Genomic DNA, 12,053 nt, shown 5'->3' with positions numbered 1-12,053 from the left:
GACATGACTCTCCGTCATACCCGTTCCCTCCCGCTGCTGGCCGCGCTTGCAGGCGTTGCCGTGGCCGGTTCCGCCCACGCGCAGTCCCAGGATGACGGCAGCCGCCACCAAGGCTGGTCCATCGGCCTTGCCGCCGCCTGGAGCCCCAGCCCGTACAAGCGTTACGACAACAAGGCCTGGCCGCTGCCGCTCGTGAACTACGAGGGCAAGTCGTTCTACTTCCGTGGCGCGACCATCGGTTACAAGCTGTATTCCAGCCCGTCCGACGAGATTTCCATCGCGGTGTCGCCCAACGGTGACCGCTTCCGTCACGAGGACACCCGCGATCCGCAGATGAAGCAGCTGTCGAACCGCAACATCGGTGCGATGGCGGGTTTTGCCTGGCGCCACTCGGCCACCTGGGGCTTCATCGAAGCGAACGCCAGCAAGAAGGTCACTGGCAACGGTGGCGGCACGCGCTATGACCTGGGCTACGGCTATGCGATTCCGGCAGGCAAGCTGACCCTCATTCCGAAGGTCGGCATCAGCCGCAGCGACAGCCACCTGAACAACTATTACTACGGCATCAGCGCCCGGGAAGCGGCGCGCAGCGGCCTGCCGTTCTACCGTGCCGGTGGCGGCAATGCGCCGTACGTCGACTTGTCGGCGGTATATCGCTTCACGCCGAAGTGGACCGCCATCGGCGGCGTCCGCTACTCGAAGCTGCCGGATGCCATCAAGAACAGCCCGATGGTCGATGCCGACGACAGCAAGAGCTTCTTCTTCGCGATCAACAGGGCTTTCTGACGACCATGGCTGTCGGCATCATGCGCCGCATCGCCACTCTCGCCCACGGCATCGAGCCGAACCGGCAGGCGGTGTGGGAGTGGATCCACAACACGCCCATCGAGGAATTCGACGGGCGTACGGCACTGGAACTGGTCTTCGATGGCCAGGGCGAGCGTGTCGTGAGTCTGCTTGAAGATATTCTCGCCCGGCGAGAGGGGTGAACGTTCCGGCTTCGCCGGTCGCGCGCAAGGCGCGCTCCTACAGTCTTGCCATGCGGGCGTTTCGGCTTCGCCGGTCGCGCGCAAGGCGCGCTCCTACAGTCTTGCCATGTAGGCGTTTCGGCTTCGCCTTACAGTCTTGCCATGTAGGAGCGCGCCTTGCGCGCGACCTTTCGAAGCGACACCCCCATAGCCCCCAAAAGCCCCGCCCGGCAACCGGCGGGGCTTTTTCGTTCCCATCGCGTCACCCATCTTGTATGCATTTAATCACGCATGAGGGTCATACTACGAACCATTGACCCCATACATCACCCGCATGACAACGCCGCCAAGATCCATACAAGCACTCAACTGGAAGGACGCCTTCAACGAACAAGGCCCCCGCTACCAGCAAGTCATGCGCTTCATCGAACGCGCCATCGCCGACGGCAGGCTCCGCACCGGAGACCGCCTTCCGGCCCAGCGCGAACTGGCTGCCACGCTGGGTATCGACCTGACCACGGTCACCCGCGCCTATACCGAGGCGCGCGAGCGCAACCTGCTGCATGCACGGGGCGCGCTGGGCAGCTTCGTGTCGGCGCCACGCTTCGATACCGGCCAGGTGGTGGACCTGGGCATGAACCTGCCGCCGCTGCCGATGGGCCTCGACCTGACCGACCTGCTGCGCCGGGGCGTGGACCAGGTGCTGACCCATGCCGACACGCATGCCTTGATGAGCTACCAGCCCGGCGGCGGCAGCGAGGCCGATCGCACTGCCGGGATGTACTGGCTCAAGCCCATGCTGGGCAAGGTGGATCCGCAGCGGATCGTGACCTGTCCCGGTGCCCAGGCGGCGCTGGCAGGCATCATCCTGGCGCTTACCCGGCCCGGCGATACGCTGCTTGTCGAACCCACGGTGTATCCAGGCACGATCGCCGCGGCGGCGCGGCTGGGTCGCCAGCTGGCGACCGTAGCCGCGGATGACGAGGGCATGCTGCCCGAGGCCCTGCTGGAAACGGCACGGCGTACCGGGGCAAAGGTGGTCTATCTCAATCCGACCTTGCGCAATCCCACGGCAGATACGATGCCCGAAAGCCGGCGCACCGCCATGGCCACGGCGATCCGGGACGAAGGGCTGCAACTGATCGAGGATGATCCGTACTGGATGCTTGCCGAGCATGCGCCTGCGCCGCTGGCGCGGCAGATACCGGAGCGCACGCATTACATCGCCACGTTGTCGAAGGCCTTGTCACCCGGTTTGCGCACGGCGTATGTCGCGGTGCCGGATCAGGCGGCGCGAGCTGCGTTTCTCGGCCATTTGCGGGCGGTGACGCTGATGGCGACGCCGTTGATGACGTCCATTGCCACGCAATGGATTCATGACGGCATGGCCGCGCAGGTGCTGGCCGGGGTGAAAGCCGAGGCAGCAGAGCGGCAGCAGATTGCAGCCCGAGCCCTGGGGATACCGGGGGAGCCCACGCAGGGGATTCATCTGTGGCTGGCATTGCCGTCGCATTGGACGGCGGGGACGCTGACCGCGGCGGCGAGGCTGGAAGGGCTGGCCGTGACGCCGTCGGATGCCTTCCGGCCGGAAGCGTCACCGGGACCGGAGGCCATCCGTGTGTCGCTGGGCGGGGTGAAGGAGCGGCATCGGCTGAAGCAGGGGCTGGACCGGCTGGCGCAGTTGCTGGAGCGGCAGGAGGGGCCTGAGATGGTGGTTTAGATTTTTTTGCGTCTGGGCTTTGTTGGGCGATGAGGCATGGTTCAGACCGCGATATGTCCGGTCGCGCGCAGGCGCGCTCCTACAGAAGCCGCCCACCGCCTGTAGGAGCGCGCCTTGCGCGCGACCGGACATGCCGTTCCGCCGAACGCAGTCGATGCGCCCGACGAAACCATCCACCCGATCAGGCAGCGATATCCTCGACCCACGCATGCCCCGCCTGCTCCAGCAACGCACGCGCCGACGCGGGACCCCAGGTACCGGCTTCATAAGCCTCTGGCCCCTGCTGGTCATCACGCCAGCCCTCAAGAATCGGCGTCACCCAGCGCCATGCGGCCTCGGTCTCGTCCTTGCGCACGAACAACGCCGGACTACCCTTCACCGCATCCAGCATCAGCCCTTCATACGAATCGCGGAAGCGCACCCGAGCCGGATCGCCCAGCTTCGACAGCGCATCCACCTCCTCAAGACCAAACCCGTTACCCGGATGCTTCACGAACAACGGCAGCGTGACGCTCTCGTTCGGCTGCACGCGGATCACCAGACGGCTTCCCGGGCGCGACTCGCCGAACAGCCCCGGCTCACCGGCGCGGAACTGCACCACGATCTCCGTGAGCTTCTGCGGCATGCGCTTGCCCGAACGCAGGTAGAACGGCACGCCCTTCCAGCGCGGCGTATCGATTTCCGCCTTCAGCGCCACGAAGGTCTCGGTACGGCTCGGCGTGCCGTCCGGCAGCTCATCGCGATAGGAAGGCACGTCCTTGCCACCACTGGTACCACCGACGTACTGCCCACGCGCCACGTTCGCGCCCAGGTTGTCGCGGTCCAGCGGCTTCAGCGAGGTCAGCACGCGCACCTTCTCGTCACGCAACGCATCGGCATCCAACGAGGCCGGTCGCTCCATCGCCACCACGGTGAGCACCTGGAGCAGATGGTTCTGGATCATGTCGCGCAGTGCGCCCGAACCGTCGTAATAACCACCCCGCCCTTCAAGACCCACGGTTTCTGCCGCGGTGATCTGCACGTATTCGATGGACTCGCTGTCCCACATGCGCTCAAGCATGGGATTGGCAAAGCGCAGTGCAATGATGTTCTGCACCGCTTCCTTGCCCAGGTAATGGTCGATGCGGAAGATGCTGTTTTCCGGGAAATGCCGGCCCACGTCTTCGTTGACCTTGCGTGCGGTTTCCAGGTCGGTGCCGATCGGCTTCTCCAGCACGATGCGCGAGGCCTCGGTGCGGAAGCCCTTACCGGCCAGGTTCGCGGCAATGGCGCCATACAGTGCAGGCGCGGTCGCCAGGTAAAAGACCCGGACACGATTCTCACCACCGGCAAGCACGTCACGCAGACCGTCCCAATTGCCGTCGCTCTCTGCACCGTTGAGGCTCACATAGTGAACCATCTCAAGAAATGCGTTCACTTTGTCGTCGTTGCGCTCATCCGCGCCGATGAACTCCACCAGCGCCTTGCGCGCCCTGTCACGGTATGACACATCGTCGAGCGCCGAGCGTGCCGTACCCACGATGCGCGAGTCCGCAGGCACCTGCCCCTCCGCGAAACGCCGGTACAGCGCGGGCAGCAGCTTGCGCATGGTCAGGTCGCCGGTAGCGCCGAAGATGACGTAATCGAAGATGTCGACGGGTTCCAGAGGCGTCTGGGTGCTCATGATCGGTATCCGGGAAAAGGAAGAAGGCGGCCACAAAGCCGTGGGGACGCCTCATTGAATAGGGCATGCACACCCCGTTTCAAGCGGGGCTGTCCTAAGAAATCGTGCGTCTTGCTCAAAAGTGTTGTGATTGACGACTTGTAACACCCCGCCGGATGCGTCCCCAAGACGAGGCGACGCGGCTTCGTTGCGAAGCCCACTCCCTTCATCCATCAGGAACATCCCATCATGAGCAAGCTCTCCAGCAAGGTCGCCCTCGTCACCGGCGCATCGAAGGGCATCGGCGCATCCATCGCGAAGTCACTGGCCGCCGAAGGCGCGGCGGTGGTCGTCAACTACGCTTCCAGCAAGGCGGGTGCCGACAAGGTGGTGGCCGATATCGAGGCCGCAGGCGGCAAGGCCGTCGCCGTGGGCGGCGACGTATCGAAGCAGGCCGATGCCGAAGCCCTGGTCAAGGCGGCCATCGAGCATTTCGGACGTCTGGACGTCCTGGTGAATAATTCGGGCGTATATGAGATGGCCCCCGTGGAAGAAACCACCGAGCAGCAGTTCCACCGCATGTTCGACATCAACGTACTCGGCGCCATCCTGGTGACGCAGGCCGCCATCGGTCATCTCAAGGAAGGTTCGAGCATCGTCAACATCGGCTCCACCGTGACCCGCATCACCCCGGCCGGCAGCGCGGTATACACCGGCACCAAGGGCGCGCTGGACGCCATCACCGGTGTCTATGCACGCGAGTTCGGCCCGCGCGGCGTCCGCGTGAACAGCGTCAATCCGGGCATGGTCGAGACCGAGGGCACACACACGGCTGGCTTCATCGGCTCGGACTTCGAGAACTGGGCCGTCAGCCAGACCCCGCTGGGCCGCATCGGCCAGGTGGGCGATATCGCGCCCATCGTCACCTTCCTCGCCTCCGACGAAGCCCGCTGGCTCACCGGCGAGCTGATCGTGGCCTCGGGCGGCATGCGCTGAGTGTCATCCGAAGGCCGGAGCGCCGCAGCGCCCCGGCCTTCGGGCGGCGTCATTCGGCGCCGTAGAGATCCGCATGAAGGAATGGCGCCATGGCCAGCACCATGGCCTGGGTGTACGCGGCCTCGCGTGTGGCGTGACCACTGGTCAGCAGGCCGATGGCCCCGCCCTGCTGCTTGATGTTCACGGTGTCGAACAACCGGTCCATGACATGGCCCAGCTCCTCGCCGTCGAGCAGGGCTTCGTAGACCACCGGCGGCAGCGGCAGCCACGCCGTGCAACCCACGGACACCATGTCGGCGTGCGCGATGGCGACATAGCCGAAGTTGCCCGGGCCATCCTCGGTTACGTCCACGCCGCTTTCCAGCGCCACGTAGAAATCTGCCTCGCCACCATGCTGGCGACAGTAGTTCATGCGATTGAGTGCACCTTCGCGTGTCTCGGCCACCGTCATCGGCTGCTCGGCCACGCCCGAAGGCGCATGCATGCCCTCGAACGTGACCTCGATGCCGGGAAACAAAGGCTCCAGCGCGTTGCGCACCGCCCCGACCTTGACCGGGTTGTGCGAGCCGACCACGACTTTCAGCGGACGCTCCGTCATGCTCAACCCAGCGCCTTGTCGACCATGGCCTGTGCTTCCTCAAGCACCTTTTCCAGGTGCTCCGGGCCACGGAAACTCTCGCCGTACACCTTGTAGATATCCTCGGTGCCCGACGGGCGCGCCGCGAACCAGCCCTGCTCCGACATCACCTTGATGCCGCCGATGGGCTGGCCGCCGGCCTGGTTGATCACGCTGACGATGGGATCCCCTGCCAGCGTCTTCGAGGCCACCTGTTCGGGCGCCAGCTTCGAGAGCTTCCGCTTCTGCGCGTGGCTGGCCGGCGCATCGATGCGCGCATTGGCCGGGTCGCCCAGTTCGGCGGTGATGCCACGGTACAGTTCGCCAGGATCACGGCCCAGGCGTGCGGTCATCTCACCGGCAAGCAAGGCCGCGACGATGCCGTCCTTGTCGGTGGACCACGCCGAAGCATCCTTCGCCAGGAAGGAGGCACCCGCACTTTCCTCGCAACCAAAACCAAGACTGCCGTCGAACAGCCCCGGCACGAAATACTTGAAGCCCACCGGCACCTCACGCAGCGGACGACCCAGCTTCGCAGCGATGCGGTCCAGCAGGCCCGTGCTCACCGCTGTCTTGCCCACGGCGGCATCAGCGCGCCAGCCCGGGCGGTTCTGGAACAGGTACCAGGCGGCGGTGGCGAGATAGTGGTTGGCCGGCATGAGGCCGGCGCTGGGTGCCACCACGCCATGACGGTCGTGGTCGGTGTCGCAGGCGAAGGCCACGTCGAAGCGGTCCTTCAGGTGAATGAGGCGCTGCATGGCGTACGACGACGAAGGGTCCATGCGGACCTTGCCGTCCCAGTCGAGCGACATGAAGGAGAAGGTCTTGTCCACCGCCTCGCTCACCACCGTGAGATCCAGGCCATAACGCTCGCCGATGGCCGCCCAGTAATGCACGCCAGCGCCGCCCAGTGGATCGACGCCCATCTTCACGCCGCTGGCGCGGATGATGTCCAGGTCGAGTGCGTCGCCCAGGTCGCCGACATAGCGCTGCAGGAAATCGTACTCGTGCGTGGTGGAGGCTTTGAGCGCCTGCGCGTACGGCATGCGCTTCACGTCGCGCAGGCCGCCTTCGATCAGCTCGTTCGCCCGGCGGGCGATCCACGAGGTGGCATCCGTGTCGGCCGGGCCACCGTGCGGCGGGTTGTACTTGATGCCGCCGCTGTCCGGCGGGTTATGCGAGGGGGTGATGACGATGCCGTCGGCCAGGCCTTTGTCGCGGCCACGGTTGTGCACGAGGATGGCGTGCGAGACCGCGGGCGTCGGCGTGTATTCGCCGCCGGTGGAGACCCGCGTTTCCACGCCATTGGCCGCCAGTACTTCCAGGGTGTTCTCGAATGCCGGCAGCGACAGTGCGTGGGTATCGATGCCCACGTACACCGGCCCGTCGACGCCGGCCTGGGCGCGGTATTCGCAGATGGCCTGCACCACCGCCAGCACATGCCATTCGTTGAACGAGCGCTCGAACGAGCTGCCGCGATGGCCGGACGTACCGAAGGCCACGCGCTGCTCGGGCACCGACGGATCGGGCTTCAGGTCGGCATAGGCCGCCACCAGGGCGCCGAGATCGACGAGCTTGCCATCCGTAGCCGGGTTGCCCGCCAGCGGGCTGATCTTCGCACTCACCAAAGCCTCTCCTTCCGGTGCCCCGTGGCACACAAGGGGCGCATTGTAAGGCGGCTGGCTGACCGGCAGGTCAACCGGGCGTGCAGGAGCACGCCAGCCTAAGAAAAAACCTGACCCCATTTTGAGAATTCTTCCATATGCCGCCCATCAGGGGCCGCCTATGGTGCCCCTCCACTAGCTCTGGAGGCGCAGATGATCGATGTACTCGAAGACTTCCGCATCGGAATCCAGCCGCAGCTTGCGCATGGCGCTGGATTTCTGCTGGCTGACGGTGGAGAGCCCCCGCCCCGTCGCCCGGGCGATGTCGGTGACACTATTGCCTGCGGCAAACATCTTCAGGATCTCGACCTCGCGCGGCGACAGCGACGAAAACGTGCCAGGCTTGCCCCGCGGCAGTTCGTAGCGCTGTTCCAGCACCGCCCGCACCGACGAGCCCACGTAGGTATGGTTGCGCCGGTTCATGATGCGGTACAGCGCCTCGGGAATCTCCCGTGCATCGCCTGCCTTGCCCACCAGTCCGCGCACACCGCTGGCGAGAATCTCCCGGTAGAGCGCCGGGTTGACGCGCGTGGTGATCACCATGACGGGCAGATCCGGATGCCTGCGGCCGATTTCCGCAAGCAGTGCGAAGCCATCCTCGCCGTCGCCGGGCATGCTGAAGTCGGTGATCAGTGCATCGCAGGGTACGGAGGCCAGCACTTCCAGCAGGGCTTCGGGGGTTTGTGCCTCGCCCACCACACGGGCCAGGTCGTTGCGGGCCAGGGCCAGGGCGATGCCCTTCAGCACGACAGGATGATCGTCCGCGACGATGACGCGATACGCCATGGTTGATCCTTCCTCCTGTGCCTGTTCCGTGTGCACCTGCGGGCCGTCCCCGGCTGACGGGGGCGGAAGTTGAGCATAACGGCAGCGATCCTGTCACGAATCCGCCGCCTTCTGTGCCGACGGATGTCACAGTGCCGGTCATCCGGTCGCGCGGACAACCTGCCCTCGCTGGTGGCCTGTTTCCAGCGACATCCCGCGATCACGCGGGTGGAAATCGATCCCACGCTCTCGTCCTCGCTATGCGGTCCCTTCCCGGATATCGCCTCACTGCTGGCTCACCTCATCACCGCCAGTGCCGCTCGCCAGCAGCCATGCATCGCCGTGTACGCCGATGTCGTTGCCGACGAGGTGCACGGCCAGCGCATCCACGTCACGCTGACGAGCCCGGCCGAACTGTCGCCGCGCGAATGGTCGCGGGCGACGGCCATGGCGCGGCGTATACCCGCCATGCTGTTCCACGAAACGAACGACGACGGCTCGCGCCACATCATCCTTGAGCTGAACCTTCCCTTCGGCACCCATGGTGTGGACATCGACACCCTGCGCGCCTCGCTGGGCAGCCAGGAGGCGTTGCACAGCATGGTGCACCTGCTGGACGAAACACTGGGGCGTGATCTCGATGCCCTGGATGCCCTGCTCGATGCGCCGGGTGGTGCGGCCTTGCAGGCGTGGCTGCACCGCGTAGCTGGGGTACTCGGGCTCGCTGAGGCTACGTCGCTGGCCAATACCGGGCTGGGCCTGGAAGAACGCCTGCTGGCCCACGGCCGCGATGCACAGCTCGACGACGCCATCCGCCGCTTCGGTGACGACGCGGGCCGCCTGCTCGGCGTCCTTCGCACGACGGTGGACCCGCTTCGGCTATAGTGCCGCCCCGTGAACACGCCAGCCGCCATCGCCACGCCAGCCGATCCGCTTCACGCCTTCATCGGGGCCCATGCCCGCCTGTTCGTCATCACAGGCGCGGGCATCAGCACGGATTCGGGCATCCCCGATTACCGCGACGGCAACGGCGAGTGGAAACGTAGCCCACCGATGACACTGCAATCCTTCATGAGCGGCCCGCCTGCGCGCGCCCGCTACTGGGCGCGCGGCATGATCGGCTGGCGCCACTTTGCCGACGTGCAGCCCAATATCGCGCACCGCGCCCTCGCCCGCATGGAGCGCGACGGACGCATCGAGCTGCTGCTCACCCAGAACGTGGACGGCCTGCACCAGTCGGCCGGCAGCGTGAACGTGGTGGACCTGCATGGCCGGCTCGACCGCGTGCGCTGCATGCAGTGTGGCGACATCACCCGGCGCGACACCATGCAGGCGCGGCTCCAGGCGGCCAACCCGGCATGGATGACACTGAACGCGACGATCGCTCCGGATGGCGACGCCGATCTGGATGGCGTGGATTTCTCCACGTTCCACATCCCCGCCTGCGAGGTCTGCGGCGGCATCCTCAAGCCCGATGTCGTTTATTTCGGCGAGAACGTACCGCGTGCACGTGTCGATACGGCATGGGCCCATCTTGAGCGTGCCGATGCCGTGCTGGTGCTCGGGTCATCGCTGATGGTTTATTCCGGCTACCGCTTCGTGCTGGAAGCCTCGCGGCGCGGCCTGCCCATCGCCTCGGTAAACTTTGGCGTCACCCGTGCCGATCCACTCATCACGCTGAAGATCGAACGCGGTTGCGCCGAAGCGCTGGCGCCGTACGCCGGCTAGCGTCGCGCGCGAAAGAACTGTCGCAGCATGTCGCCCGCCACGTCGGCACACAGGCCACCTTCCACCGTCACCCGGTGGTTGTGCAGCGGTGACACCAGCGTATCGAAGACACTTCCGGCCGCGCCGGTCTTCGGATCGGTGGCGCCGAACACCACCCGGCCGATGCGCGCGTGCACCATCGCCATGGCGCACATCGCGCAGGGTTCCAGCGTCACGTAAAGCGTCGAGCCCGGAAAGCGATAGTTCGACACCGCTTGCCCCGCTGCGCGCAAGGCCTGGATCTCGGCATGGGCCGTGGGATCGTTGAGCCCGATATTGCGGTTCCAGCCTTCGCCGATCACCTGCCCGTCCAACACCAGCACGGCGCCCACCGGCACTTCACCTTCCGCATCGCGCGCATGCGCCGCCAGCTCCAGGGCACGCGCCATGAAGGCGCGATCGGCGTCGGTGAACGCATCGGACAGATCCGGCGAAGGTGGCAGCGAAGACGACAAGAAGGCGGCCTGCGAGGCGGGAAAGGCCGCACATCATACCCTCAAGGCCGCACACCCTCCTGCGCCATCACGGCCAGCAGGGTCGCTACATGCGCTTCGGCCAGCACAGGCAGCACATTGGTCACGCCCAGCAGCAGGCCGGGCTGGCATACCCCGTCAGCCATGTACCAGGGCGAAAGCGGTACCGGCGACAGCCCCGAGGAAAAGATGGCGCGTGCAAGGGCGACATCATCCGTACTCGGCGGAAGTTCCAGCCGAATGGCCAGACCACCTGCGTGGCCGTCGAGGCCATGCAAGGCAAGCGCGGCAAGCAGCGCATCGCGACGCTCGGCATACGCGCGCTTCATGCGCCGCAGATGGCGCAGGTAGTGGCCCTCGTGCAGGAAGGATTCAAGCGCGTTCTGCACGACCGGCGGGGGTGCCGGATCCAACGTGCCCGCCACCTGTGTCGCCGCGGCGGTCAGCTCCTCTGGCACCACGAGAAAGCCAATGCGCAGCGACGGTGCCATCGTCTTGCTGAAACTGCCGATGTGCAGCACGCGCCGGCCGTCCAGTGACGCCAGTGCAGGAGCCGCGCGACGCACCAGTTGCAACTCGCCAAGGAAATCGTCCTCCACGATCCAGCGACCGGTGGCGGCCCAGTCCAGCAACGCGTGCCTGCGTTCCAACGACAGGGTGTGGCCCAGCGGGGCCTGCTGGCCGGGGGTGACTAGGGCGAACAGCGCGTCCGCAGCCCGGGCGATGCCTGCCGCTACATCGAGGCCGTCATCGTCCACCGGTACGCCCACGGCATCCACGCCGGACCATGCAAGCGCCGTGCGCGCAAACGGGTAACCCGGGTCCTCGACCCAGGCGCGTTGCCCCTGCGCACGCAGGATGCGCATGGCGATGCTGAAAGCGCCCGAATAGCCGTGGGTGACGAAGACCTGCGCCGGCCGGCAGGCAAGCCCCCGGGCGACAGCGAGATACGCGGCGATCTCGGCACGCAGACCCGGTTCGCCGGACGCATCGGGGTAGCCCGTCGGTACGTCGATGGCTTTGCGTGCCGCCTGCGTGAGTTTCCGGGACCATACGGCCGCCGGAAAAAGATCGGCGGCCGGAACGCCCAGCTGGAACGGCAGTGGCCGTGTGGCACCTGCGGGAAACGGCCCGAACGACTCCCTGCCCTTCGCCGGCTCAGGCACCGGGCGTGAGGCCGGAGGCCGCTTCGCCACACGGGTACCGGCCGCGCCGGCCGCCATGACGAACTGGCCGTCGGCCAGTCGCTCATAGGCCTGTCGTACCGTGCCACGGGCTACGCCAAGTTGCACGGCGAGGTCGTTCCATGAGGGCAGGCGCGCGCCCGGTGCGAGGCGACCGTCGTGGATCGCTTCGCGAATGCCGTCCGCGATCTGCTCGGCCAGCGAATGCCCGGCCGAGCGGTCGATACGTATGCCGAAGGAACCATCCATCCAAACATG

12 protein-coding genes are annotated in these 12,053 nt (G+C 66.1%); 6 read left to right on the top strand and 6 right to left on the bottom strand.

The features are described 5' to 3' along the window. Positions 1-3: 3 nt before the first annotated feature. From KR767_RS16195 to KR767_RS16185, 3 genes are all read left to right on the top strand, one after another. Positions 4-786 carry a MipA/OmpV family protein gene (locus KR767_RS16195; protein ID WP_250877007.1) on the top strand — a complete coding sequence of 261 codons (783 nt, stop codon included), beginning with the start codon at positions 4-6 and terminating at the stop codon, positions 784-786. A gap of 5 nt (positions 787-791) precedes the next feature. Continuing rightward, the gene (locus KR767_RS16190; RefSeq protein ID WP_250877006.1) at positions 792-989 is read left to right on the top strand and encodes a hypothetical protein; all 198 of its coding nucleotides are present in this window, start codon (positions 792-794) and stop codon (positions 987-989) included. Positions 990-1,302: 313 nt separating this feature from the next. Beyond that, entirely contained in the window at positions 1,303-2,688 is a 1,386-nt protein-coding gene (locus KR767_RS16185) for an aminotransferase-like domain-containing protein (protein ID WP_250877005.1), read from the top strand. Between the two features lie 181 nt (positions 2,689-2,869). Here KR767_RS16185 and zwf read toward each other — a convergent pair whose 3' ends face one another. Beyond that, positions 2,870-4,351 (bottom strand): glucose-6-phosphate dehydrogenase, encoded by a 1,482-nt coding sequence (gene zwf / locus KR767_RS16180; RefSeq protein WP_250877004.1) that lies wholly within the window; start codon positions 4,349-4,351, stop codon positions 2,870-2,872. Between the two features lie 228 nt (positions 4,352-4,579). Here zwf and KR767_RS16175 point away from each other — a divergent pair, with 228 nt between their 5' ends. Then, positions 4,580-5,326: a glucose 1-dehydrogenase gene (locus tag KR767_RS16175; RefSeq protein WP_166948009.1), complete on the top strand. Its 747-nt coding sequence runs from the start codon at positions 4,580-4,582 to the stop codon at positions 5,324-5,326. A gap of 49 nt (positions 5,327-5,375) precedes the next feature. On the opposite strand, the gene yjjX is transcribed toward KR767_RS16175, so the two are convergent. From yjjX to KR767_RS16160, 3 genes are all read right to left on the bottom strand, one after another. After that, positions 5,376-5,924, bottom strand: a complete 549-nt coding sequence (gene yjjX / locus KR767_RS16170; protein WP_166948010.1) for an inosine/xanthosine triphosphatase — start codon at positions 5,922-5,924, stop codon at positions 5,376-5,378. Between the two features lie 2 nt (positions 5,925-5,926). Further along, a complete protein-coding gene (gene pgm, locus KR767_RS16165) occupies positions 5,927-7,567 on the bottom strand; it encodes a phosphoglucomutase (alpha-D-glucose-1,6-bisphosphate-dependent) (RefSeq protein ID WP_250877003.1) in 1,641 nt (546 codons plus the stop codon). Between the two features lie 174 nt (positions 7,568-7,741). Then, positions 7,742-8,392 carry a response regulator gene (locus KR767_RS16160; protein WP_250877002.1) on the bottom strand — a complete coding sequence of 217 codons (651 nt, stop codon included), beginning with the start codon at positions 8,390-8,392 and terminating at the stop codon, positions 7,742-7,744. Between the two features lie 123 nt (positions 8,393-8,515). On the opposite strand from KR767_RS16160, the gene KR767_RS16155 reads away from it, so the two are divergent. Beyond that, positions 8,516-9,256 carry a hypothetical protein gene (locus tag KR767_RS16155; protein ID WP_250877001.1) on the top strand — a complete coding sequence of 247 codons (741 nt, stop codon included), beginning with the start codon at positions 8,516-8,518 and terminating at the stop codon, positions 9,254-9,256. 9 nt (positions 9,257-9,265) lie between these two features. Next, positions 9,266-10,099: an NAD-dependent protein deacetylase gene (locus KR767_RS16150; protein ID WP_425483457.1), complete on the top strand. Its 834-nt coding sequence runs from the start codon at positions 9,266-9,268 to the stop codon at positions 10,097-10,099. Here the strand turns inward: KR767_RS16150 and tadA are convergent. Together tadA and pdxR are read right to left on the bottom strand one after the other, a co-directional pair. After that, positions 10,096-10,527, bottom strand: coding sequence for a tRNA adenosine(34) deaminase TadA (gene tadA, locus KR767_RS16145; protein ID WP_250879174.1), 432 nt, complete (start codon positions 10,525-10,527; stop codon positions 10,096-10,098). The genes KR767_RS16150 and tadA overlap by 4 nt on opposite strands. 107 nt (positions 10,528-10,634) lie before the next feature. Continuing rightward, complete coding sequence (gene pdxR / locus KR767_RS16140; RefSeq protein ID WP_250877000.1) at positions 10,635-12,044, bottom strand: MocR-like pyridoxine biosynthesis transcription factor PdxR; 1,410 nt, start codon at positions 12,042-12,044, stop codon at positions 10,635-10,637. Between the last annotated feature and the right edge of the window lie 9 nt (positions 12,045-12,053).

The organism is Luteibacter anthropi, assembly GCF_023699965.1.
Classification (GTDB): Bacteria; Pseudomonadota; Gammaproteobacteria; order Xanthomonadales; family Rhodanobacteraceae; genus Luteibacter; species Luteibacter anthropi.
Note: the sequence above shows the minus strand (reverse complement) of the source record. Positions and strands in the feature narration are given on the sequence as shown.